Genomic DNA, 23,428 nt, shown 5'->3' with positions numbered 1-23,428 from the left:
AAGTCCTAAGAGCCCGCACGGCGCAAGCCCTGCGGGTTTTTTTGTGCTCTCAATTTGTCCCGCGAATTCCGAAGAGAACTAATTAAATCCGAACCTTTTAGGCACCTTGTTAGGCACCTCATAAAGCTTTATTGTTTTTGAGGTGCCTAAAACTATGGAAACCCGGCAATGGCAAGACAAACCAAACCTCTATCCGTTAAAGAAATCGAATCCGCCAAACCCAAAGAAGCGGACTACGTTCTCTATGATGGTGATGGCCTTGAGCTACTCATCAAATCCAGCGGAAGTAAAATCTGGCAGTTTCGCTACATTCGCCCTGTCACTAAGAAACGTGCGAAGAAGAGCATAGGTCCCTACCCGTCAGTTACCCTTGCCGATGCCCGAAACTATCGGGCAGAGTCCCGTTCTCTTCTGGCGAAACAAATTGATCCCCAGGAACATCAGCAGGAACAACTGCGCAGTTCAATTGAAGCCAAAACCAATACTTTCCAGCTCGTAGCTGAACGTTGGTGGAATGTGAAGAAAGCAAGCGTGACAGCGGACTATGCAGAAGATATCTGGCGCTCTCTTGAGAGAGATGTCTTTCCTGCAATTGGGGACGTTAGCGTTACAGATATTAAAGCTCACACACTGGTTCAGGCCGTTCAACCTGTTCAGGCCAGAGGAGCACTGGAAACCGTTCGTCGACTGTGCCAACGCATTAATGAGGTCATGATCTATGCCCAAAACACAGGGCTGATTGATGCTGTTCCCAGCGTTAATATCGGTAAAGCCTTCGAGAAGCCTCAGAAAAAGAACATGCCCAGCATTCGACCGGACCAGCTACCTCAACTGATGCAGACAATGCGAACAGCCAGCATTAGCCTTTCCACACGCTGCCTGTTCATGTGGCAACTTCTTACTATTACCCGCCCTGCCGAAGCGGCTGAAGCTCGCTGGGAAGAGGTAGACATAGAAGCGCGAGAGTGGAAGATTCCTGCAGCACGCATGAAAATGAACCGCGGCCATACTGTTCCATTGTCAGATGAAGCAATTGCGATACTGGAGATGATGAAGCCGTTAAGTGGTAATCGAGAATTTATCTTTCCCAGTCGCATTAAGCCTACCCAGCCGATGAACAGCCAGACAGTGAATGCTGCACTCAAGCGTGCTGGCTTAGGAGGCATACTCGTATCACACGGTTTACGTTCTATCGCTAGTACGGCACTCAATGAGGATGGATTTCTGCCTGATGTCATTGAAGCAGCACTGGCTCATGTAGACAAAAATGAGGTACGTCGCGCTTATAACCGCAGTGATTACCTTGAGCAACGGCGACCGATGATGCAATGGTGGGCTGATTTTGTTATGGCTGCTGATCGCGGAAGTATGATTGAGGGAGGTATGAGGGGAGAGCGTTTAGCGGGATGACGGATAATTAATGACAGTTCCCACTTTAGTAGTGGGCCAGATGAGAATTTATATTTCAAGCGAAAGCTAGTAGTTTTAGAAATAAAGCTAATTAGCATAATATCTCTTAATGGAAGGGATATGGAGCCGCAGAAATAAATGAAGACACGGCAGTATGCGCAAAAATCAATCTTCGATCTGGAAGCAATCTTCGAGCAGTCCCGCAACAATGTTAGCGAACTTGAACAGTTGTTGAGCGAGCTGACCTTTCGCAACACTGCCAAGGCGCGGACGCTGACGGCTAAAATCGAGCAATCTCTATTTGCACTTAGCGGCCACAGCGTGGTCGCCATGTCGGCTTCCAGCCCATCAACACGCCATCCCGATTCGGTGTCCATTCAATCTTCTCGAGTTGTGCCCCACAATTCGCCTGCTGCGGAAGAGCAACTGCAACTGAAGGCCATCCCAGACTCTGCCATACGAGAGCAATTCGACAAAGACCAAATCGACCTTGGTCCGATCCCGTCTTTTTCTCCATCAGGTAAGGCGAATGATGCGCGAGCAATACTGGCAGCATGGACAGCCCTCGAAGCACTGTCGCCTCAAGGTTATAAACGCCCAGAGGATATGGCAACCGGCGACCGCTCTAGGGTTGCTCTATTGGAGCGAGGTGTTCCATGGGGACCAAATGCCCGCAGCAAGCCCAGTTATAAGCTTTATTTCGAGGTCGTCCTCGGCTCCATCGCTCTCGACAAGGCGACGGACGAGCTGGTCAAGGTTTTTGGCGAGGATGAGGAGCGTTCACGCCCGGACGGTAAGAAAGCGGCCATCGGCTCGATCCTGATCGACAAAGAAGGCTATGTGCTTGAGGAAAAAGGCGTTGCCGTGTCAAGTTTTGCCTGGGCACTCAAGCCGGCTCTCGATCTGAAGCTTGGGAGTTTAGGGAATTGGCCGAATGTTGAGCCGCGCATTATCAAGCATCTGGATCGAATGATTCGCCACCACAACAAAGATGGAGAACCCATACCGATCGATCTGAATGTTGTTCATAACGCTTATAAATGGCTTGTATCGCAGTTCAGTGTACCCGAGCATTTGGTTGAGCCACCCACATTCGCGATTAAGGTGTTTCATCATTTCAAGGCTAAGGCGCCGCCTGAACCTTCATTACTGAATTCCTTCTATCTTGAAGATCTCGGTGAAGCAACCAAATTGCTCGAGACGGGCAAAGCCGGAACCGGTTTGCGCCGCTACATGGGAATTGGCAGACCTGACCAGAAAATCGACGTGCTATCGCCCATTTCCGCAGTTGAGCCGTTCGTCGCACCGTCGCTCATGCCGCAGGCTCGTTGGCCTTCGAAAGGCGGCCATCCACTGGTGTTGCTTCAACAGGCTGCCGTGAATGCGGCGCGTGCTGAGCTGAATGATGCTCCAGGTATCATCGGCGTCAATGGGCCTCCGGGAACCGGTAAGACCACTCTTCTCCGGGATATCGTCGTTGGATGCATTCTCGATCGGGCCACGGCGATGTCCGGCTTCAACAAACCGCAGGATGCCTTTTCCACAACAGGCGAGAAGCTGGCATTCGGTTCCAATGCATTCCTGCACTTCTACAAGTTACATGCATCCTTGAGGGGCCATGAGATCGTCGTAGCCTCCTCCAATAACAAAGCGGTCGAAAACGTCAGTAAAGAGCTTCCTCTCAAGGAAGCCAATGGTCGCCATGAACAGATCGCCTACTTCCGGTCCATCAGCGACCTGATTGCGAATCCCAAACGCGCCGGCTATTTCGAAGCCGAGGCCGAGGGGGACATCCCCTCCGACACTGTCGAAACCTGGGGGCTGATCGCCGCTGCTCTCGGCAAGAGCAGCAACCGAGGCGCGTTTCAGCAAGGTTTCTGGTGGAATGAAGACGGTGGTTTCCTTACCTACCTGAAAGCAGCTCGCGGCATAAATGTCATGCGTGAGATCAAGGACGAGCGAACTGGCGAAACCATCGATCGTGTGATGCCCAGCGTGGTTGTCAATGAGCGGCCCAGCACCAACGAAGCGGATGCTGCTGCGGCCTGGCTGAAAGCGCGAACCGCCTTTCTTAAACTTAAGGAGACGGTAGACGCCGAAATCGCCAGCATCGAAGAGATGCGACGGGATATCCAGGCGCTCAAGGGAGCGATCACCGAACTTCAAAGGGCTGAACAGCGTCGACCGAGTCTGAATGAAGCCGTCGAAGAGGCACACAAGACTGCTGAATCCTGCCAACGAGAGCATGAGAAGGCAAAATCGCAGATCGAGCAGGACAAGATCATGCTCGACAGCCATCTTGCTTGCCGTCCAGGTTTCTTCTCCCGTTTGTTTGCGACTGCGGCCTGGAAGTCGTGGAGATCGACACTGCAGAAGCTCTCGACGACCTTGCAGCAATCAGTCATACGGGCGCAGGAGACAGACAGGGCCCTGGAGCTTGCAAGGGCTGAGTGGAGCAATACTGAGTCCCAGTTACAGCAACTCGACCAGGAAATTTCCAGCAAATGTCAGGCTGTCTCGAAATTGAAGGCAACCGAGGCACAGGCACGAAACCGTATGGGAGACAGGGTCGTTGATGAGAGGTTCTTCGAGCGCGAGCACGAGGCTATCCACCTCACTGCGCCATGGCTTCCCGATGAGGTTCATCGCCTGCGGGAGGATCTTTTCGCCGCTGCCCTGACTGTGCATAAAACGTTCATCGATGCTTCGGCCAGCCGCTTGCAACACAATCTTGGGTTATTGATGTCAGGCATGGTAGCTGGTGCCTTCCAGTCTTCCGCTCACCGTGAACTTCTCCCCGACCTTTGGTCAAGCCTTTTCGTGGTTGTGCCGACCGTGTCCACGACATTCGCCTCTGTTCGGACGATGTTCGGGGATCTGCCACCAGAGAGCATTGGTTGGCTTCTGGTAGATGAAGCGGGCCAAGCCGTTCCTCAGGCAGCAGTTGGAGCTATCATGCGGGCAAAGCGCTCCATTGTGGTAGGTGACCCGTTGCAAATCCCACCTGTAGTTTCACTTCCTGAAAAGCTGAACGCCGAAATCTGCAAGTTCTTTGACATTGACCAAGTCGAATGGTCTGCCCCCGCAGCATCTACGCAGACCCTTGCTGATCAGGCATCGCGCTTCAAATCCACCTTCGTCATGGACGTAGGTGATCGAGAAGTCGGGCTGCCATTGCTCGTTCACAGGCGTTGCCAGAACCCAATGTTTGATGTTTCTAACTCCATCGCCTATGCCGGGCAGATGGTCCATGCTGTCGGGCCTAAAAAACCCGGATCTATAGGCTCGGCTTTGGGGAGATCTCACTGGGTGGATATCAATGGCGATGCTGAGACGAAGTGGTGTCCCGACGAGGGCGAAGCGGTTGTGCGAATGCTCAAAGAGCTGGCAGCATCGGGCATTACAAATCCGGACGTATTTATCATCACACCATTCAAGATCGTAGAGCAGAACATGCGTCGGCGTCTCGACAGTGAAACTGATCTGCTGCGAACGTTCGGCGTAAAGCTGGATGAATGGTGCCGTGATCGTGTAGGCACAATCCACACGTTCCAGGGCCGAGAGGCGGACACGGTAATCCTGTTGCTGGGTGCGCCGAAAGCGAGTCAGCAAAGAGCACGTCAGTGGGCGGCAAGCCCACCAAACATAATCAATGTAGCCGTCTCACGCGCCAAGCAAAACCTGTATGTGGTCGGCTCGGCTGCTGCATGGACAGGGGCGGGAACTAGCCTTCAGGTCCTGCATCGGCAATTGGCGAAATCAGCCTAACAATCTCCGAGGTGGCCCTCATTATTGAGGGCTCATCGCGACTCATTTTTGGCTAACTTCAGTAATGGGCTGGCCGCTATGTGTTAAAATCTGACATTGCTCACATAATAATCAAGTAGTCACTTTTCACTGCCCATACAAGCTTGATAATTCTTACCGCTCCCCTTATATCCACACTGAGGAATAACCTCTGACATGGCTAAGGAGTATGATTATGGGGCTTAAACCTGGTCCAAAACCAATCGCAAAATCAACAGGAAAACCCGATCAACGCAGACGTGATAATAAGGATAAACCCGGCAATACCCCAGGACTGAAACCAAGCAAATCAACTGGGAAGTAATCGTTCAAGGGTATGGAGAATTCATCTATACCCTTATCTCATCAAATCAGTCTGCTTTAGCCCGTTTAGTGCCAGGAGCGGACCTTCCGTCTAATCTAATAACTTTAAATTTAGAGTGCCTGGTCAACTTAAAATTATTAATAATCTTAAAGAAGTAATAACGGCTCAAAGGCTGGCTGGATGTCGGTTAAACACGTGGTGATTCACTAAGGCCCGGGATTACCCGGACCTGGTAGTAAAGTTACACCCGATTATGCGACCTTATCTTTCAGTTCAGCGTGCCGATTAAGCTCCTCAGGTGTTTTGAGGAAAGGTGTAAGCACGCCACTGAGGATATATAAACCGGCATAGATGCCTAGAACACCACCTGCGCCAAGTGATGAATAGAACAATGCCGTAATGGCGGGAGCGATAAAGGCTCCTAGTCCTGCACCAAGGTTCAGTACTGACATTGCAGCACCTTTACTGTCCGGGGCAAGCATCGGGAACAATGCAGACAGGGGAACATAACCTGCCATGGTCACACCGCACAGGCAAAGAACGAATGCCATCACATAGAAATTATGACCCAGTACCTGAGGGACCGCCCACACCAGAATGAGAACAGCGGCATAACCAAATCCTCCTACCCACATGATGGTTCTCCGCCAGCCAAATTTGTCACCAAAGAATCCGAAGAATAGATTGGCAAAGATGGCCACCAGGAAGACCGCAGACCACATATGAAGCCACTCTGTTTTACTGTATCCATAGCTTATCAGGTACAGAGGCAGGAAGGTGGCCAGCCCGTACTGCGCGATACCGTTTACAGATTTCACCACCAGGCCCAACGCGATGACCGGCCGCTGCAGTATGGTGATCCCTTTCAGTAATTCACCCGCGCTGAATGGGTGAATTTCTGACGCAGGAACAACATCACGGTTGACCCAGATCCCGAGAACAGACCCGATCAGGACAAACAGTAAGCCGACCCAGAGTACGTGGATCTCACCCAGCACCGGTAACGCCATCGAAGAGAAGAAAGGCCCAAGCACACTCAGCCCTAATGAGAACGTAAACCAGAACCAGCCAACTGCAGTCGCCCTGCGCGCAACTGGTGTGCTGTAGTTAATCCATATCAGGAATGAGTATGCGAACAGAGGATATCGTAGAGCACAAAAAATTGATTATGCGTCTTGTCAGTGATACGGGGTTCGACGCCTTCGATGCAGGTACAGTTGAGGAGTCATGGCGTCAACAACCGGGTGCACCTTGCTACTGTACTGACCTCACATTTGATGAAATGAAGTCAGCGATCGCCGCAACGGAAAAAACACGGCTGCCTGCGCGTCGGGATATTGCTGTTCAGGCAATTCAGGAGCGAATGGGCGATAAGCAATCCAATCCGACTGCAGATTATATTGTTCGATTACACCGGGCTCTTTTTATGTAATCCGTAAGCCATATTTCATTTATCGATGCATGAGCGAAAATGCAAACGTCTGCTCTTCGCTCTCAGCAGACCTTTATCGGCAGGTACTTGTCTGCTGTGTGCCAAAAGCGGAAGTAGCTAACAGTGCTTAGTGTTGAACAACGGGAAGCTGGTCAACTCTTATTACTAACTGATCGTTGTATCTAATGCTGGGGGCAGGTCAGGCCGGATCGTGCAAGCGGCCTAACAAATTTCGTTGAGAACAATTATTGATGTTGTTAGTTATTCTCCTACCGAAATTATTCTTCCAATTTCATTAACTATTGCCTCCTTGCATTGCATGAGTTCTTGCCGATAAAAGGTTTCATGTTTATGGAAACGTGGCGCTGGAACTAATAATGAGATAGAAAAACGACCAAAAAGTGTGTCCAGCGCTACCGCTATCGTGCAGACACCCTCAAGAGTTTCCCCCAGATCTATAGCCAGCCCTTTGGCACGAACATCAGCGATCAGCTCCAGAAGCTGTGGAAGAGTTTTAACTGTCATTCCGGTGAGATCTTCATAGGCTTCGCCTACCAGTATGCGGACATCTTCATCACTTTCCATAGCCAGTAACACACGTCCGCCGGAAGTGCTGTAGAGCGGCAAATTAAGTCCAATACGAGGTACAACACGTAATTCCCGTGTTGCTACGACGTAGTGGATGATTGCCAGCTGTGTACCGCTGGCACGTGCCAGGGTCACTGTTTCATTAATATTGGCCGAAAGTTGCTCTAGGAAGGGACGTACAAGATCCACGACATCGCTGTGCACACTGGAAATAAGTTTGAGTAGTGCAGGTCCCAGACGCAGGCCACCGGCCCCGCTGCTACGCACAAGTTGAGCGCTATCTAAAGCCGCGACAATACGCTGCACCGTTGAACGAGGGAGAGCAACCTCCTGCGCAATTTCTCCCAGACTCATGCCGCCTGGGTGTTTTCCCAGCACATTCAAAATTGCAGCTGCGCGGGCGATAACCTGAATCCCGCCGGTTTTTTCATCCTCAAAGCTTGAAACATTTACGGCCATATAGAGCTCCTTATTGTCCGGTCACGGACAGCCTGTTACCTCGGTTCATGTATTAATTATCACATTGCAATGGACGCTATCGCAATGTAAGATGTCACATGTGTATCATAATGTGGTACATCGTATCGATATAATGCATGAGAACTTTGTATGAATGCACAGCGTTCTACTCCACCTTCGCCCCCCTTTACCTGGCGCCTTGCAATGGGATTTGTGGGGATACTCATCGCAGCCTTAACTTCCGGACTTAATGGTCGGGTTATAGATATAGCGCTTGCGGATGTGCGTGCCGGAATTGGCGTGACTTATGATCAAGCCAGTTGGTTCACCTCTGCCTACCAGGCCGCAGAAGTAGTGGCGATGATGATCGCACCATGGTTTGCTGTGACTTTTTCGCTGCGTAAATTCGTGCTTACTTGCGCTGGCGGTTTTATGGTTTGCGGCATACTTTTACCCTTGCTCCCGAATGCGCCGCTGTTTATTCTCTTGCGAACGATACAGGGCCTGTTTAGCGGTGCCCTACCTCCCTTACTCATGACTGTGGCGCTACGTTTTCTGCCACCATCGATAAAACTTTATGGACTTGGCGCTTATGCTCTGACTGCGACTTTTGGTCCAAATGTGGCCCCTTCACTGGCGGCATTCTGGACAGATGATGTGAGCTGGATGTTCATGTTCTGGCAAGTGGTCCCCGCCATTTTGATTTCGATGCTCTTTATTGGCTGGGGTTTGCCGCAGGACCCGATTCACCTCGACCGATTTAAACAGATCGACCTGTTCGGTATGATTACCGGCTGTTCTGGAATGGCGTTTTTGATAATCGCCATCACTCAGGGTGGACGTCTGGACTGGTTTGAATCGCCCTTATTTAATGGCCTGTTATCCAGCGCCTTCGTGTGCCTGACGATTTTCCTGATTAATGAATGGTTTCATCCCCTCCCTTTGTTCAAATTACAGATGCTGGAGAGAAGTAACTTTTCATATGGCCTGATGGCGCTCGCTGTAGTGTTGGTACTGGCACTGGCTGGCTCTGCTTTGCCGTCCAATTTCTTTGGTAAAGTAGAGGGCTTTCGAACAGTGCAGTTTGCCCCGCTGGCTTTGATAATTGGGCTCCCGCAGTTAATTATCACCCCGCTTGTTGCCGCATTGCTTAGTCTGCGCTGGGTTGATTGTCGCTGGCTGATAGCTTTCGGGATTGTTCTGATGATTTCTGCCAGCCTGATGGGTATGCAGATAACCAGCGATTGGTCACGCCAGAATTTCTGGGCAATACAGCTTCTGCAGGCGATTGGATTACCGTCAATTATTTTACCGTTGCTTATGAGCGCAACCAGCGTTGTGGCTCCCCCTGAAGGACATTATGCCTCTGCTATGTTCAATACCGTACGGGGTTTTTCAAGCATCGCAGCTGGCGTTTTAGTGGAATGGTTTATAAATGACAGAGAGCAATTTCATTCTAATGTTCTGGTCAATAACGTAGCCAACCGCCCATGGTTGATATCGACACCGGTCAGCGAGCAGGCCAGCAGCAGCATTCCTTTATTACACGACGGCAGCATCAGCAACACCGAGAACATCGCTGGATTTATCACCTTATTAAAACATCAGGCAATTGTTCTGAGTCTGGCCGATAGCTATCTGCTGATGACTGGCTTTGCCGTCCTTCTGTTATTACTCACTGTCTGGTTGCCAAAACGTGTCTGGCCGCCCCAGACACTTTTCAACCTGCAATGACAAAATAGAGGTGGTTAAATGAAATTTTCGGTATCGAGAAGAACGACTCTGCTCAGCGCATTATTAATCCTGATGATGACGATGATATTTTTCGTCTGGTCGACAATGCTGAACAATGATACCCGTACCAATGATGCCTATGTGAATGCGGATTACACACTGGTAGCACCAAAAGTATCGGGTTATATCAAAAATATCTATGTTGCGGATAACCAACGTGTTAAAGCAGGGCAAACACTGGCCACGCTGGATGACCGTGACTACAAAATAGCGCTTGAAATGGCGCAAGCTAATTTGCAGCTTAGTGATGCAAAACGCCTGAGCAGCCTTGCACAACTGGAGCAGCAACAATCCATTATTGCTCAGACAAAAGCGACCCTTTTAGCCAGTCAGGCATCGGCGCAGTATGCCAGTCAGAATGCTGAACGTTTTAATAAGCTTTATCAAAGAGGTACCGTCGCTGCGGACGATCAACAAAAAGCCCATTCAACACAGCGTTCTGCATCCGCAGTCGTTCGTCAGAACGAAGCTGCTCTGACCTCAGCAGAGAAACAGGTAGGCGTGTTGAGGGCTGCATTACGTCAGGCGGAAGCCGATGTTGCAGTCGCGCAGGCAAAAGTCAGTCAGGCGAGGCTTAACCTTTCTTATACGCATATTGTTGCACCAGTCGATGGGATGGTAGGCCAGCGTTCGGTGCGCCTCGGAGCGTACGTTAACGCAGGGACACGTCTGCTGGCCGTGGTTCCGCTACATCAAACTTACATCACTGCCAATTATCTTGAAACACAGTTGGCAAATGTTCAGCAGGGGCAGAAGGTCTTAATTAAAATTGATGCCATGCCTGGCAAAAAGTTTACTGGACATGTCGATAGTATCGCTCCTGCAACCGGCGCAACGTTTTCAGCCATCCAGCCAGACAATGCAACGGGTAACTTTACTAAAGTCGTCCAGCGTTTACCGGTGAAAATAGTGCTGGATGGTAATCAACCCGATGCAAAATTATTGCGCGTCGGGATGTCAGCCGTTCCTGAAATTAAAATCCGCTAATATTCCAGATATACTCAAAAAACGCTCTATTTTTTAATGTCTGGCTTAGAAACGGCGTTCCAGTTATCTATACATAATTTCCTGTTGGAAATAAAGGGCACTGACACCAAGCTAACTTCATGTACAAAAACGCATGAGCGATCACGATCATATTTAGTCGACCCTCATTTACAGAGAGTGATCGACTAAATTTTTTCAGTCCACAATACTGGTAAATAATAGGTTATTCTTCACGCCTGGCTATCAAAATACTTAATGCTGCATAAGTGCCAGTGTTTTTTCCTTAACACGCTGCAAAATTTTCTGCGCCTCCTCGGTTGAACGAATATTGGTGTATCCAATGACTAATCCATAACGTTTTCGTGTCTGCGCATACCAGCTCGAGAGTGGCCGGACGTAAAGCTCGTGCTGTGTCCATAATGCAGCTAATGCAGTATCTTCAATGCCACGTTGCAGGAAGGCAACAATATGCATACCGCCATCTGTAAGCTCAAATTCAAAAAAACCTGGAAAGGTCGTTTCAATTGCGTCAAGCATCATGCGACGCCGCTGCTGGTAGAGTAAACGCATCTTTTTTATATGCCGGTAGAAGTGCCCTTCACTAAGGAACTGTGCAAGGATTTTTTGCGGTAGTAATGGCAGACCCGTTTCAAGGATTTCACCCAGTTCACTGAAACGGGCTACCGTCTCCTGTGGCACTACCATATATCCGATACGCATAGCTGGCATTATCGTTTTACTAAATGTACCGGTATAAATAACCCGGTCATGCGTATCGAGGCTTTTCAACGCCGGGATTACTTTGCGTGTGTAGTGAAACTCTCCGTCGTAATCATCTTCAATTATCCAGCTATTGTTTTGCTGTGCCCAGGACAGTAACTGATGCTTACGCGGTAATGAAAGGCTAACTGCGAGCGGACTTTGATGAGTGGGTGTAACGATAGCGAAGCGTGCATCGTTGTGATAGCGCTGAAGATAATCAACATCCATGCCCTGTCTATCAACAGGTATATAGTGCAGTTTGGATGCCATTCGCTTCAATAATTGCTGACCATAAAAGTAGCCAGGATCTTCAAACAGCACTTTATCATCAGGTTGTGCAAGTACCGACAGAATAAACCGTAAATTGGCACGATAGCCGCTGGTAACGAAGATTTGCTCTGGTCGGCAATTCAGTCCTCTTGAAATAGTGAGATAACTTGCAATGGCCTCACGTAGTGGCTTAAAGCCCACTACCGGGGGCATGAGCATTTCTTCCGGACGCAGACTTCGCGCCGCTTTTCCCGATATCAACAGCCATTTTTTATGGGGGAATTCATCCAGTGCAGGAATGCCGAGTCGGAGATCACCCTTCCTTTCAGTAACCGGCGTGTCAAGTGAACGAGACGATACATAATTGTCTTCTCTGACCGTTGAGGTCAGCCGGAGCTCCGGATTTATATAGGTCCCCTTCGCCCCCAGACTTACAAAATAGCCTTCTCCAGTAAGAATTTCATACGCGGTTTCCACCGTTTTTCGCGCGACCTGCAACTCGCTCGCCAGCGAACGAATTGAGGGAACGCGCTCCCCCGGTTTCAAAAGGCCGTCCTGAATTTGCTGACGATAGCGGGCATAAATCTCTTTGTACCCCATCAAATGCACCTTTAAATGTCCTATCAATTAATTCGAATAATGACCCTTTTTAACAAGACATACAAGATTAAGATATGGCTATTAACTAAGCCACTCACTATGAGGCGTCATGAAGATTGTACATTACGACACCGTCATTGACCTTGCCCGTTGCTTTGCGCTGATGCAGGAGCTACGCAGCAAACTAACGAATGAGAAACAATTTATCGCCCAGGTACAGCGCCAGCAGGCGCAAGGCTATCGGCTTGCAGGACTGGAGCAGGATGGCAAAACAATGGCGCTGGCCGGTTATCGACTGCTCGAAAATTTCATTCACGGGCAATTCTGTTACGTCGACGATCTGGTAACAGTGAACGAGGCTCGCGGTCAGGGGATGGGTGCAACGCTGTTGAATCACTTAGCGGTCATCGCACGTGAATACGGTTGTGGTCAGATGGTCCTTGATACCGCCATTAGTAATTCAGGAGCCCAGGCATTTTATCAGCGTGTCGGATATACCGCCCTCGGCCTGCATTATTATCGCGATCTCACTTGAGGAAAAAATGATGAAACTGCTTCACATTAAAGTCAGCCCGGATTTATCAGGATCGACATCCCGTGTGGCGTCTGAGCGCCTGGTAGAAAAATTACGCGCGCATCATGCCGGGCTTCAAGAATCAGTGCTGGACCTGGCTAAAAGGCCGCTACCACATCTTGATGCATTTACCATTGCTGGTTTTTTTACCCCACCAGACCTACGCAGTGAAGCTCAGCTCACCGCTATTCAGACTTCGGAACAACTGGTAGATCAGCTTTTAGATTGTGACACGCTGGTTATCTCATCACCGATGTGGAACCTCGGCCTGCCTTCTGTGTTAAAGGCCTGGTTCGATCATATAACCCGCGCCGGACGAACTTTCGCCTTTACGCCAGAGGGCAAAAAAATAGGGCTCGTCAGCGGCAAAAAGGTGTATTGCGTTGTCGCCAGCGGCAGCGTATTTGCACACGGTCCATTTGTAGCGGATGACCAGTTTACGCCATACATTCGCGTAGCGCTTGAATATATTGGCATTACCGACGTGCAATTTATTCGGGTAGACGGTACGCATGATCCCGTCGCTCGTACTACAGCGTTACCTCATGCACTGCAAACCATTGATCGTTTATTTTAAAAAGAGGATTACAATATGTCGTCACGTGTGAATCATTTTAAAACCATTCCCGCACTGGCTAAAACACTAGCCGATGCCTCTATGGCATTAGGAAAAGTCTCGCTGGATAAAAAACTTAAGCACTTAGTGGATATCCGTGCCTCACAGATGAATCATTGTGCGTTTTGTCTGGATATGCACGTTAAAGAAGCAAAAATGCATGGGGAGCGTGAACTGCGTCTTTATCACGTTGCAATCTGGCGGGAATCGCCACTGTTCAGCGCCAAAGAGAAAGCTGCTCTGGCACTGACTGAAGCGTTGACACGCATTGGTGATAATGGTGTAAGCGAAGCGCTTTACAGCGAATTGCGCGAACATTTCTCTGAAGTGGAAGTATCAGAGTTAACTTTCACCATTGCTGTAATCAACGCCTGGAATCGTCTCCAGATTTTATCACAGATGTCACCAGGATCGATGGATAGCGCTTACGGTCTGGATCGTGCTGAATTACATTAATAAATGTCCGCCAACAACACTTCTTGTTGGCGGCTTTATTTTTTATTATTAGCTTACATATGTTGTAATAATCACCCACAAATAGTATTCATAGTGTATTTTTAACCTAATATTATACATGCTTAAAAGAATATTAAGATCGATTATATTCATCGCTAGCTGTTAAAAAAGTAAAAACCGCCTTGCGGCGGTTTTTACTTTGGAGGAAATGAGTAACCAATCGCGAGAAGAAAACGAATGGTAATTTATGCCTTGGCCAGCGGCTTCATTCGAAAGCTGACGCCCATACGATTAAGTGCATTCATTGTTGCAATAACGATGGTCAGATCGACCAAATCTTTTTCACCAAATACTGAAAGCGCTGCAGAATACGCTTCATCCGAGGCATGTGTCTCACTTACTCGGGTAACTTCTTCAGCCCATGCCAGTGCCGCTTGCTCCAGATCCGAGAATAAATATGTAGCTTCCTCCCATACGGGAATCAGAACTATTTTCTCTACTGACATGCCACACTTCATAAGATCGCGGGTGTGAATATCAATACAATGCGCGCAGCCATTAATCTGAGATACTCTTAAAAAAACCAAATGTATTAACTCTTCCGGGAGATTTGTTCCTGTTGTGGCAAAATGATGCAGCGTTCCCAGTGCTTTTGAACCTTCTGCAGATACCTGGAACCAATTTGGACGTTTCATGTGTTTTCCTTTAGAAAGTGATAGTTGATTGATTTATCTACGGAAATATACCTAACCTTCTTCAGAAGGGTTACTGATGGATACTTCAGTGTTAAGTCATCATAATCAAAATTGACATGTAAAAAAGACACAAAGGAGAGGAAAACGGGTAGGACATGATAAAAATGAAATGCCATGAAATTAGTATGGGTTTAACTTTGATTCAACAATGATGATTGTTTGAATGGCCAGTTTTAGTCTTTATGCAGAAATGGCACCTGAGAATGTGACTTGGTGAAGGCCTTCATCATAATGATAAAAAAGGTGCAGGATACATTGTCGGAACACTCTTTCTTCTGGCTGAACTGACGATTACCAGCAGGCTAAAGCCTGGCTATCCCAAACGACAATCGACGTTCCCCGGGAAGAAATGTTTAATTCATATGTAATGAAATTCGTTCTGTACGTCCACCTCTCGCTCATAAGGGACAATCATACTCGAATCTCCCATATTACAGTAGATTTGAGTATGAACACTTCATCGTGGAACATAGGCAGTATCGTAGGCCAAAAAAGACCAGTTCAGATATCTCATATCTGGAGGAACCGAATCCGGCTTGAATTGGAAGGTAAAAGGCGCGATCTAGCTCTGTTCAATATGACCTTGGACAGTAAGCTTCGAGATTCTGATCTGGTCAAACGCAAAGTATCTGATGTGGCAGATGGTAGCTTGGTTTCAAGCAGAGCAACGGTATTGCAACAGAAAACCTGTAGTCCTGCGCAATTTGAGACCACCAAAGGAACAAGAGAAATAGTTGCTGCATTGATAAAGCTTGGCAATTTGCACAGTAAAGACTTCTTGTTCCGGTCTCGGGCCAGAACTAATCAGTAAATATCAACTCGAAAATACAACCGAATCTTTAATAGGTGGGTAGAAAAGCTTGGTTGACCTGTGATCTGCCCCCAGGATTAGCTACAACCTTCAGTTAGTAATGTCGGTTGGTTTTTCTTCATATTTCCTGTTTCGCCAGTCTGTTGCGAATTCAGCTGGTGTCTGGTAATCCAGCGATGAATGGGGACGGCACTCGTTATAATCCTGCCGCCAGTCATTAATCGTTTTCCGGGCATGAAGAATATCGCGGAACCAGTGTTCATTCAGACACTCATCGCGAAAGCGTCCGTTAAAACTCTCAATAAATCCGTTCTGCGTTGGCTTACCTGGCTGGATAAGCCGTAGTTCCACACCATGCTCAAAGGCCCATTGATCGAGCGCGCGGCAGTTAAATTCCGGGTCCTGATCGGTTCTTATTGTCGCCGGATAGCCCCTAAACAGTGCGATGCTGTCCAGAATACGCGTAACCTGAACGCCTGAAATACCGAAAGCAGCGGTGATCGTCAGACACTCCTTCGTGAAATCATCCACGCAGGTCAGACACTTGATCCTGCGACCGTTGGCCAGTGCGTCCATAACGAAATCCATCGACCATGTCAGGTTCGGTGCATCCGGGCGCAGAAGAGGAAACCGTTCGGTTGCCAGCCCTTTACGGCGTCGTCTGCGTTTTACGCTCAGTCCATTAAGGTGGTAAATACGGTATACCCGCTTGTGATTGACGTGAAGGCCCTCCCGGCGCAGCAGCTGCCAGATGCGGCGGTAGCCAAAACGCCTGCGCTCCAGTGCCAGTTCAGTGATGCGCCCTGATAAATACGCATCCGACGCCGGACGCTGCGCTTCATAGCGGCAGGTCGACAGGGACAAACCTGTCAGCCTGCAGGCACGACGTTGCGACAGACCGGTCGCGCCACACATCAACTCCACGGCTTCCCGCTTCTGGTCTGTCGTCAGTACTTTCGCCCAAGAGCCACCTGAAGCGCCTCCTTATCGAGCATGGCTTCGGCGAGCAGCTTCTTGAGTCGGGCGTTCTCTTCTTCAAGCGACTTCAGGCGCTTAACCTCAGGCACTTCCATACCGCCATACTTCTTACGCCATGTGTAAAACGTGGCATCTGAAATGGCGTGCTTACGGCAGAGCTCACGGGCAGATACCCCGGCTTCAGCCTCGCGGAGAATACTGATGATCTGTTCGTCGGAAAAACGCTTCTTCATGGGGATGTCCTCATGTGGCTTATGAAGACATTACTAACATCGGGGTGTATTAATCAACGGGGAGCAGGTCACTGAAGAGCATCTCTGACGCCATTAATGCAGTTTATCCGGAGAGCGGATTAAGTTCTGTATCATTCACATGGTGCGTAATAGCCTGCGGCTCGTATCTTAGAAGGACTACAAAGCATTAACCCATGACCTGGGGTACCAGCAGCAGAGGCGGTTTTACACGACGAATACCATTGCCAGATTGGACAGTGTGATCCGGCATACCATTAAAAAGTGCAAGGTACTCCCGACAGATTACTCATTAAAAAGTTGTATCGCTATCAACCCTGTCAGTATCGCTAAAAAGACGATGATGTTCAGGGGAGCTCGTATCGTCTTATTATCAGCTCTATGCTCTTCTGCACAGCCACATCTGAGAAAAAGCAGTCACATTGAATCACGTACGCGCTCTCAAGGTACCGGGCTATCGATTTTGCGACACCCCGATACGTTTTTGTACTGCCTTCGCGAACGCCGCCTTCACTCTTTTGTCTTTGACTGACCATTCAGCCAACAACTTGCTCTGGCTTGCCTCCACCATTGCCGCGTCCCGTGAGTCGTTTTTATCCTGTGCGGAAGGCCATCCATGCTCCTCAATATAGGGCCTTAACGCTTTAATAATTGCGTTGATGGCATCGGTTTTAGTTTCCCAGCCCTCAGGTTGCGCTTCCAGGTGTTTTATCACTTCGTCTTTAACGCCATCAAAACGTGTCGCTTTGACCTTTCCGCCATAAGCAGAATTGAGTTTATGCCGTTCCTTGATTCTTTTACCTGCTGCGGATTCACTGCGTTTCAGACCGCGATCCAACAACGCGATAGCCTTCAGCATTAATTGCACCGCATGATCTGGATCAGATTCGAGAGCCGATGTTCCCTGCTCCCAGTATTGTTCAGCCTCAGACATATCGTTCCTGATCCTCTTTATCATCCATTCTGAAAGACTGAAAATTTTCAGATAACGCCGCCATTTTTTCTCTCCGTGCTCATCAGCAAGTCGCCGCGCTAAATCTTCATCCTTCGTTTGTCTCCCTGTTTGTAGCACGATAACAATTTCAGTATCTTTATTCAGCCATTGCCTGGCGATATGTTTCTGTCTGACCCCGAGATGAAAACGTAACGCTTTCCTCTTTTTACGAAATACGATGAGTAACTCATCAGGGGTAAAATCCCTGTCTAAATCAGCCATGAAGTCCCTCTTTTCGAATGACAATTTCTATACTCCAGTAAATTTCCTTGCCTGACACCAGGAACGACTCATTCTTGCCCTTAGCCAGACGCTTCCGACACCATTCTCGAAAAAAAACATTCTTTCACCAACAAAAAACGGGAAAAAAACCTAAAAAAAATCTCCTATCTCATTGTTATAAAATGCCTTTTTTGCCACAGCCACCAGGCGGGTGCCATTACCTGTTCCGGCACCATACAATTGCGTCCATATCGAAAGAACAGGGGGAATTAACAGATATGTCTGTACAAGGTATCAGGATACTGCGCATACGCGCCGTTGTTAACAAAACGGGCATCGCCCGCTCAACCATCTATGACTGGATCAACCCGAAGTCACCGCGTTACGACCCGACCTTCCCGAAACAGCGCAGGCTGGGTATGCAGTCCGTCGGCTGGCTTGAGTCAGAGCTGGATGCATGGCTGCTGGAACGCCAGCAGGCATCATAAGCGATGAGATAGTATTGGTAAAAATTAAAGGAGGATACGCAGGTTATATAACAACGTCTCTGATTTAAATATGTGCTCGCTGCGACATATTTTTGCCAGTTGCAAGGAAACTGAATACGATTATTTATTGGGTAAGATTATTACTTTAAATAAATTTTGACGCTTGGCTATTTTATTATATTCACAACTACCCGTTACTGAAAACAGTAACCAAGGAGAATATTACATGCAGAATATACTGCCACACACTGTCATTCCGAAAATGCCGGAGCCTTATATTCCCGTACAAAACAGAACCCCGGAGGGTTACCCTGTCTGCGCGTTCCCGCCGGTGATGCGGGATGTCATTGATGCTCTTTATAACGAGACGGGTATCCCGGCGGAACTGATAGCGGGGGCCGTACTGGCAGCCTCTTCCCTCGCCTGTCAGGCTCATATTGAGGTGGTACCACCACACTCATCGGATCCGATGCACTGTGCACTGTATTTACTGACGTTGGCGGTCTCCGGTGAAGGTAAGACCAGTATCAGCAAAAAAGTGATGAAGCCTTTTTACCGGTTCGCTGAGCAAATGAAGCAGCAGCACGACGGTCTGATGAAGGCACACCTGCGTGCTGACAATATCTGGAAAATACACCAGAAAGCATTGACCAGTAATCTGTACACTGCCATCAAAAGCGGTTCTGAGGGGACGGAGGAAGAACGGCTGTTAAATGAACATGCAGAAACCCGGCAGCAGCCTCCGACCCGCCTGGCGATGCTTTATGACGACACCACCGCAAAGGCGCTCCTGGAAGGTTTGAGCCGGTATTCTGAAGCCGGGGTGCTCTCAGATGAGGCAATTACCTTTTTTAAAGGGTATCTGAAAAACAACCTCGGTTTACTGAATAAAGCCTGGGACGGGGAGACCTATGAATACCACCGCCCGGGCGGTGAGGAGTACGATATCAACGCCTGCCTGACCCTGGCATTAATGGTTCAGCCCCCGGTCTTTGAAAATTACCGCCGTAACCACGGTGAACTCAGCAAGGGAAGTGGTTTTCTGTCGCGGTTTCTTTATATCAATACCATCAGCACGCTGGGACGTCGCCGCACAAATACGGACCATGCTCATTCTGATGAAGCATTAAATGTGTTCCACAGTAAAATTAACCAGTTACTTGATAAGCAAAAGGCGCGTTTTTATAGTCACGATACGCAGAAACAAACGCTCAGATTATCTGATGATGCGACCACTTACTGGGCAGATAAACAGTCAGAGCTCAGCCGTAAAACAGCCCCCGGACAGCAGATGGAGCATATCAGTGAAATTGCAGCCAAAGCGGGGGCGAATGCCCTCAGGGTTGCGGCCATTCTGACATATATGTATTCACCTGAGAGTTTATGTATTTCGCGGGGGGTCATCCAGGCCGCCTTCAAAATTGTGGAATGGCATCTTGAAGAAGCGGAAAGGCTGTTTTTCCCTTCTTCTGAACGGAATGCATTTATGGAGGACGTTTACGAGATGTTCAGGTGGCTTAAGGAGAAATTTCTCGATAATGAGGGATATCCACTCAGGAAAAATGAGGTAAACCGGAACGGCCCGAACCGGCTGCGTGACGCCAGTAAATCACAATCTGTTCTTGAGCAGTTAATCGCACTAGGTCTGATTTGTTTTATTCGTCCCGGCCGTCATTCTGCGGTGTATATTGCCATGCCCTCCCTGGAATGTCGCCACTCATGGTGTATTCCACCGGCATTCCTGGAGAACGGACATAATCCGATTATTGCATCGCCAGAGAATGTCACTGGCAGGTATGGTTTTGAATACTTTGACTTTAACAGGCTGGAATATTAATCGGGACACCTCACTACAGAGACCCGAATGGCCAGAGCGTAAACCGGTTAAATGTCTTCGAAAAACAGCCACAGAGGCAAAAACCCCGCGCCAGTCGCGACTGGTCGCAATCCGCGCGGGGTTTTCTCAGAATACAGTGCTAAAAAACAGATAATGACGACTGGTGGAAAGCTCTGGGGATATGAACCATTAACAGCCATCAAAACATGTAATTTAACACAATGTGTTTTGCTAGTGTATTTCTTACTCATTTGAGACAAATACATTAACATTTAATTGATGTTGATTAATAAATATATTTAAGGGCGTATAAAAATAGCATCATTGCTATTAACAATAAAAGCAAAGATATTATCATATTAAATAAGAGTTTAATTATGGCCATATGTAAAAGAAATAACTGCATGGCACAGATCGGCCATTCACCCGCCGAACGGATATTACGGCTATGCCCGGCACATTATCAGGGCAGACAGTTAAATGCAGCCAGACGAACGGAAAGAGCAGCATTAATATGCCGGTATCCCGCCTGTGGTATCAGTATATCTGAAACCCGCAATCAGTTTTATTGTTGTAAGGAACATCGGGATAAAGCCCGGAGGTTAATCGATGACGATGCTATTATAAGACTGGTTAAGCACTCTTACTGGCTCAATGTGGAAGCTATGCTAAAAAATAATTCCCTTGGACTGGGGAGTATCACCGGTCCGACGGATATTGCAGACCTCATTCGGTTATATCAGCGCAAAGCTGTCCACCAAAAAACGTATAATATGCTGAACGGGCACAGAGTTGCTGATACGACAAAAAGGTTAATCCCCTGGCTGGATCTTGAGCTATGCCACATTTACCCTAACTCTAAGGGCGGTGCAAATATCGCCAGAAACATTATCATCGCACCTGCTGCTATAAACCGGATGATGAAGGATTTTATCCCCTGCTGTCAGTCAGGAGTGCTGAGTGGCATAAAAGCAATGGAAACACCTCAACCGGTTAAATCGACCTTACTGAAAGCGTTAACGGCTAAATACGGTTCAGATGCTGTACAGGAAGCATTATACGGAGTTAAGCATCTTGCCTTTGCTGATTTAAGTCTGTCACGCAGGCTATTTGACACTGATATTTACGCATTCCCTCCACTAACCCGTCTGTTAAAAGAGGAAGCCTTACGCCTGAATTTGATGTCACTATGGGAAACGCTGGTTTGTACCGAAGTCAGCGTCTGGCTTAATGCCGGGCCTGCGAATGAATTATTTGCCGTTGCCGCGTTTCATGCGTTGCTGAACGGCGACGGCGACCGCCTGCTGGAGCAATGTTATCGTTTAGTCGATGAAATCAGGGTGAAGCACAAGCGCGGGTCTCAACAAATCTACGACGAATTTCAGCATATACTCAGCCAGTACATGGCAAAATATTTTCACATTGACACCAGCGACCACAGAGCCTGTAATCTCTTCTATAACCGCTTTTTTAGTGTTCCTCCTGTCACAGAGGACGGTGTCTGCGCCATACCGCCTCAGTGATGCATTTCCTCAGCCTGTGTTCAATAAAATCTCAGATATATATCACCCTTCTGAAGTGAAACCGGACCATCGATAAACTCGGGCGAGGTTTACGGTAAATATATTTACTGAACCACGATCAATTTTGTCGATCGGTTCGATCGAATTTCATCGTTATCCCCTTCTTTTTTGCAGCTATAAAATCCCAACGGGATGCTTATGACTGTCTGTCTTCTACTAAAAAACATGCAGATACCCTTTCCGGGTAGCGTTTTACGAAAACCAGAGGTGCACAAAAATGAACAGAAAAATGATTCACCCTTTACTACTGACCTGTGCGCTGGTACCGGCAGTGGCAATGGCCTTCGGTAATCAAACCACCTGGACCCAGGGCTGGAGCCAGGGAGTATCAGAGTTTGTTATCAATGGGGAAAGTCAATCGCAACTGTCTCTGACCTGTGAGGATTACGGCTCGCAACCGGCCACGGTCATATTCACTGACGCCAGCGGGCATCAGGTCAGTATGGATGAAGATAAAAACCTTCAGGTCAGTATCGACGGTGGAGCCCCCATCGACATCAGCGAATCTGGCAGTCGAGTGGGCGGTAATAACCTGGCGCTGGCCTGGGCTCAGCTACGTAATGGCAAACAGGTCTCAGTAACCGGAGACGGTGTTAAGGATGCCACATTCACGCTGGCTGGGGCAGCAAGGGTATTGCCAGTATTCGGGACCCACGGCTGCGTGGGTAAAGATGCACTCTAGCCTGCATCTGAATTTAATACCTGTTGATTACGTTATTTTTAAAAGGAACAGTTTATGAAATTTAAACACATGCTGGTGCCCGCACTGTTTGCACTGTCAGCCCTGGCGCTGGCAGAGCCAACGCCATCCATCAAAGTGGAGACCAGTAATCAGGTTCACCCTGCCGGAACACGCTACGTCACGGTCGTGGTCACTGCACTGGATAACACCGTGAAAGTCGAAAATATTGACGTGAACCGGGGAAACTGTCGCATTGCCAACCAGAAATATCTGTACTCCAGCAATAAAGAAACTATTTTGCCTGCTACCCTGCGTTACGGGCAGTCCGTCAGCGTGAGTTTTTATAATAACTGCGTGGCTTCAGAAGTCGTCGTCACTACTGATAAGGGGGGATGGCGTTACACTTACCACTGAGTCCCCCGCCCCTGATTAACGTTTCCCAACCTAAAAAATGCCACATGACCAACGGGCTGCCGCTGCGCAGTCCAGAGTAAATCCTATGACCTTTCTGAAAATGCTGGTGACCGCCCTGAGCCAGGCGCTGACCTGGTGCGGCGGACATCATGCCCGGCAGTATATTGAAATCCGCTTTCGTCAGGCCGGTTACGATGACGACTGCATTGATACAGCCCGGGAAGCGGTCACGTTGCTGGTCACTGCACTTATCACCGCCCTGATGGCGCAGATACTGAAGATTCTGGATACGCTGTAATCCCGCCCTATCCGTTCATTGAGAACAACACATCCATCCCCTGCCTCCTCACGGAG

19 protein-coding genes and 2 pseudogenes are annotated in these 23,428 nt (G+C 48.5%); 15 read left to right on the top strand and 6 right to left on the bottom strand.

What is annotated here, in order from left to right:
* The first annotated feature begins 168 nt into the window (after positions 1-168).
* Positions 169-1,410 carry an integrase gene (locus IM299_RS16065; RefSeq protein WP_163387522.1) on the top strand — a complete coding sequence of 414 codons (1,242 nt, stop codon included), beginning with the start codon at positions 169-171 and terminating at the stop codon, positions 1,408-1,410.
* Positions 1,411-1,548: 138 nt separating this feature from the next.
* Complete coding sequence (locus IM299_RS16060; RefSeq protein ID WP_163387524.1) at positions 1,549-5,178, top strand: ATP-binding protein; 3,630 nt, start codon at positions 1,549-1,551, stop codon at positions 5,176-5,178.
* A 594-nt stretch (positions 5,179-5,772) separates the two neighbouring features.
* Here the strand turns inward: IM299_RS16060 and IM299_RS16055 are convergent.
* Positions 5,773-6,681: pseudogene (locus IM299_RS16055) on the bottom strand (MFS transporter); the annotation flags it as partial.
* Here IM299_RS16055 and IM299_RS16050 point away from each other — a divergent pair.
* A complete protein-coding gene (locus IM299_RS16050; RefSeq protein WP_193357800.1) occupies positions 6,651-6,953 on the top strand; it encodes a hypothetical protein in 303 nt (100 codons plus the stop codon). The pseudogene IM299_RS16055 and the gene IM299_RS16050 sit on opposite strands and share 31 nt — an antisense overlap.
* Before the next feature lie 261 nt (positions 6,954-7,214).
* On the opposite strand, the gene IM299_RS16045 is transcribed toward IM299_RS16050, so the two are convergent.
* Positions 7,215-8,000 (bottom strand): IclR family transcriptional regulator, encoded by a 786-nt coding sequence (locus IM299_RS16045; protein ID WP_020688229.1) that lies wholly within the window; start codon positions 7,998-8,000, stop codon positions 7,215-7,217.
* Positions 8,001-8,150: 150 nt separating this feature from the next.
* On the opposite strand from IM299_RS16045, the gene IM299_RS16040 reads away from it, so the two are divergent.
* Positions 8,151-9,734 carry an MFS transporter gene (locus tag IM299_RS16040; RefSeq protein WP_047058017.1) on the top strand — a complete coding sequence of 528 codons (1,584 nt, stop codon included), beginning with the start codon at positions 8,151-8,153 and terminating at the stop codon, positions 9,732-9,734.
* A gap of 18 nt (positions 9,735-9,752) precedes the next feature.
* Positions 9,753-10,781: an HlyD family secretion protein gene (locus IM299_RS16035; RefSeq protein WP_020688231.1), complete on the top strand. Its 1,029-nt coding sequence runs from the start codon at positions 9,753-9,755 to the stop codon at positions 10,779-10,781.
* Between the two features lie 252 nt (positions 10,782-11,033).
* Here the strand turns inward: IM299_RS16035 and IM299_RS16030 are convergent, their stop codons facing one another.
* The gene (locus tag IM299_RS16030; RefSeq protein ID WP_047058016.1) at positions 11,034-12,413 is read right to left on the bottom strand and encodes a PLP-dependent aminotransferase family protein; all 1,380 of its coding nucleotides are present in this window, start codon (positions 12,411-12,413) and stop codon (positions 11,034-11,036) included.
* Positions 12,414-12,522: 109 nt separating this feature from the next.
* Here IM299_RS16030 and IM299_RS16025 point away from each other — a divergent pair, with 109 nt between their 5' ends.
* Genes IM299_RS16025 through IM299_RS16015 form a run of 3 tightly spaced genes read left to right on the top strand, consistent with a single transcriptional unit; the run spans position 12,523 to position 14,059 of the window.
* Positions 12,523-12,948 carry a GNAT family N-acetyltransferase gene (locus IM299_RS16025; RefSeq protein ID WP_020688232.1) on the top strand — a complete coding sequence of 142 codons (426 nt, stop codon included), beginning with the start codon at positions 12,523-12,525 and terminating at the stop codon, positions 12,946-12,948.
* Positions 12,949-12,955: 7 nt separating this feature from the next.
* Entirely contained in the window at positions 12,956-13,564 is a 609-nt protein-coding gene (locus IM299_RS16020) for an FMN-dependent NADH-azoreductase (protein WP_223239658.1), read from the top strand.
* A gap of 15 nt (positions 13,565-13,579) precedes the next feature.
* On the top strand, positions 13,580-14,059 hold the full coding sequence (locus IM299_RS16015) for a carboxymuconolactone decarboxylase family protein (protein WP_005131815.1): 480 nt from the start codon (positions 13,580-13,582) through the stop codon (positions 14,057-14,059).
* A gap of 245 nt (positions 14,060-14,304) precedes the next feature.
* Here IM299_RS16015 and IM299_RS16010 read toward each other — a convergent pair whose 3' ends face one another.
* Positions 14,305-14,754 (bottom strand): carboxymuconolactone decarboxylase family protein, encoded by a 450-nt coding sequence (locus IM299_RS16010; protein ID WP_005131814.1) that lies wholly within the window; start codon positions 14,752-14,754, stop codon positions 14,305-14,307.
* A 508-nt stretch (positions 14,755-15,262) separates the two neighbouring features.
* Between IM299_RS16010 and IM299_RS22985 the strand changes: the two are divergent.
* Positions 15,263-15,622, top strand: a pseudogene (locus IM299_RS22985) (integrase); the annotation flags it as partial.
* Between the two features lie 93 nt (positions 15,623-15,715).
* Here IM299_RS22985 and IM299_RS16005 read toward each other — a convergent pair.
* A protein-coding gene (locus IM299_RS16005) for an IS3 family transposase (protein ID WP_193357799.1) occupies positions 15,716-16,836 on the bottom strand; the annotation gives its coding sequence in 2 pieces (ribosomal slippage) (positions 15,716-16,578 and positions 16,578-16,836; 1,122 coding nt in all).
* A gap of 472 nt (positions 16,837-17,308) precedes the next feature.
* Complete coding sequence (locus IM299_RS16000) at positions 17,309-18,070, bottom strand: hypothetical protein (protein ID WP_163387542.1); 762 nt, start codon at positions 18,068-18,070, stop codon at positions 17,309-17,311.
* 278 nt (positions 18,071-18,348) lie between these two features.
* On the opposite strand from IM299_RS16000, the gene IM299_RS15995 reads away from it, so the two are divergent.
* From IM299_RS15995 to IM299_RS15970, 6 genes are all read left to right on the top strand, one after another.
* Positions 18,349-18,558 (top strand): AlpA family transcriptional regulator, encoded by a 210-nt coding sequence (locus tag IM299_RS15995; RefSeq protein WP_004136909.1) that lies wholly within the window; start codon positions 18,349-18,351, stop codon positions 18,556-18,558.
* Between the two features lie 226 nt (positions 18,559-18,784).
* Positions 18,785-20,395, top strand: a complete 1,611-nt coding sequence (locus IM299_RS15990; RefSeq protein ID WP_163387543.1) for a YfjI family protein — start codon at positions 18,785-18,787, stop codon at positions 20,393-20,395.
* A 404-nt stretch (positions 20,396-20,799) separates the two neighbouring features.
* The gene (locus tag IM299_RS15985; RefSeq protein ID WP_227013130.1) at positions 20,800-21,918 is read left to right on the top strand and encodes a hypothetical protein; all 1,119 of its coding nucleotides are present in this window, start codon (positions 20,800-20,802) and stop codon (positions 21,916-21,918) included.
* Between the two features lie 277 nt (positions 21,919-22,195).
* The gene (locus IM299_RS15980) at positions 22,196-22,660 is read left to right on the top strand and encodes a hypothetical protein (protein WP_193357798.1); all 465 of its coding nucleotides are present in this window, start codon (positions 22,196-22,198) and stop codon (positions 22,658-22,660) included.
* Between the two features lie 54 nt (positions 22,661-22,714).
* On the top strand, positions 22,715-23,074 hold the full coding sequence (locus IM299_RS15975; RefSeq protein ID WP_004136901.1) for a hypothetical protein: 360 nt from the start codon (positions 22,715-22,717) through the stop codon (positions 23,072-23,074).
* A gap of 85 nt (positions 23,075-23,159) precedes the next feature.
* Positions 23,160-23,372: a hypothetical protein gene (locus IM299_RS15970; RefSeq protein ID WP_032755286.1), complete on the top strand. Its 213-nt coding sequence runs from the start codon at positions 23,160-23,162 to the stop codon at positions 23,370-23,372.
* The last annotated feature ends 56 nt before the right edge of the window (positions 23,373-23,428 follow it).

This window comes from Enterobacter cloacae complex sp. P47BA, assembly GCF_014930485.1.
Lineage (GTDB): Bacteria > Pseudomonadota > Gammaproteobacteria > Enterobacterales > Enterobacteriaceae > Enterobacter > Enterobacter bugandensis.
This window is presented reverse-complemented; position numbering and strand designations above follow the sequence as displayed.

What these genes read in the sequence shown, in the direction of transcription:
- IM299_RS16040 (WP_047058017.1), top strand. Translation starts at nt 8,151, where the DNA reads ATGAATGCACAGCGTTCTACTCCACCTTCGCCCCCCTTTACCTGGCGC.
- IM299_RS16050 (WP_193357800.1), top strand. Translation starts at nt 6,651, where the DNA reads ATGCGAACAGAGGATATCGTAGAGCACAAAAAATTGATTATGCGTCTT.
- IM299_RS16065 (WP_163387522.1), top strand. Translation starts at nt 169, where the DNA reads ATGGCAAGACAAACCAAACCTCTATCCGTTAAAGAAATCGAATCCGCC.
- IM299_RS16025 (WP_020688232.1), top strand. Translation starts at nt 12,523, where the DNA reads ATGAAGATTGTACATTACGACACCGTCATTGACCTTGCCCGTTGCTTT.
- IM299_RS15985 (WP_227013130.1), top strand. Translation starts at nt 20,800, where the DNA reads ATGGCACAGATCGGCCATTCACCCGCCGAACGGATATTACGGCTATGC.
- IM299_RS16060 (WP_163387524.1), top strand. Translation starts at nt 1,549, where the DNA reads ATGAAGACACGGCAGTATGCGCAAAAATCAATCTTCGATCTGGAAGCA.
- IM299_RS16000 (WP_163387542.1), bottom strand. Translation starts at nt 18,070, where the DNA reads ATGGCTGATTTAGACAGGGATTTTACCCCTGATGAGTTACTCATCGTA.
- IM299_RS16010 (WP_005131814.1), bottom strand. Translation starts at nt 14,754, where the DNA reads ATGAAACGTCCAAATTGGTTCCAGGTATCTGCAGAAGGTTCAAAAGCA.
- IM299_RS15975 (WP_004136901.1), top strand. Translation starts at nt 22,715, where the DNA reads ATGAAATTTAAACACATGCTGGTGCCCGCACTGTTTGCACTGTCAGCC.
- IM299_RS15980 (WP_193357798.1), top strand. Translation starts at nt 22,196, where the DNA reads ATGAACAGAAAAATGATTCACCCTTTACTACTGACCTGTGCGCTGGTA.
- IM299_RS15995 (WP_004136909.1), top strand. Translation starts at nt 18,349, where the DNA reads ATGTCTGTACAAGGTATCAGGATACTGCGCATACGCGCCGTTGTTAAC.
- IM299_RS16045 (WP_020688229.1), bottom strand. Translation starts at nt 8,000, where the DNA reads ATGGCCGTAAATGTTTCAAGCTTTGAGGATGAAAAAACCGGCGGGATT.
- IM299_RS16015 (WP_005131815.1), top strand. Translation starts at nt 13,580, where the DNA reads ATGTCGTCACGTGTGAATCATTTTAAAACCATTCCCGCACTGGCTAAA.
- IM299_RS15970 (WP_032755286.1), top strand. Translation starts at nt 23,160, where the DNA reads ATGACCTTTCTGAAAATGCTGGTGACCGCCCTGAGCCAGGCGCTGACC.
- IM299_RS16020 (WP_223239658.1), top strand. Translation starts at nt 12,956, where the DNA reads ATGATGAAACTGCTTCACATTAAAGTCAGCCCGGATTTATCAGGATCG.
- IM299_RS16035 (WP_020688231.1), top strand. Translation starts at nt 9,753, where the DNA reads ATGAAATTTTCGGTATCGAGAAGAACGACTCTGCTCAGCGCATTATTA.
- IM299_RS16030 (WP_047058016.1), bottom strand. Translation starts at nt 12,413, where the DNA reads ATGGGGTACAAAGAGATTTATGCCCGCTATCGTCAGCAAATTCAGGAC.
- IM299_RS15990 (WP_163387543.1), top strand. Translation starts at nt 18,785, where the DNA reads ATGCAGAATATACTGCCACACACTGTCATTCCGAAAATGCCGGAGCCT.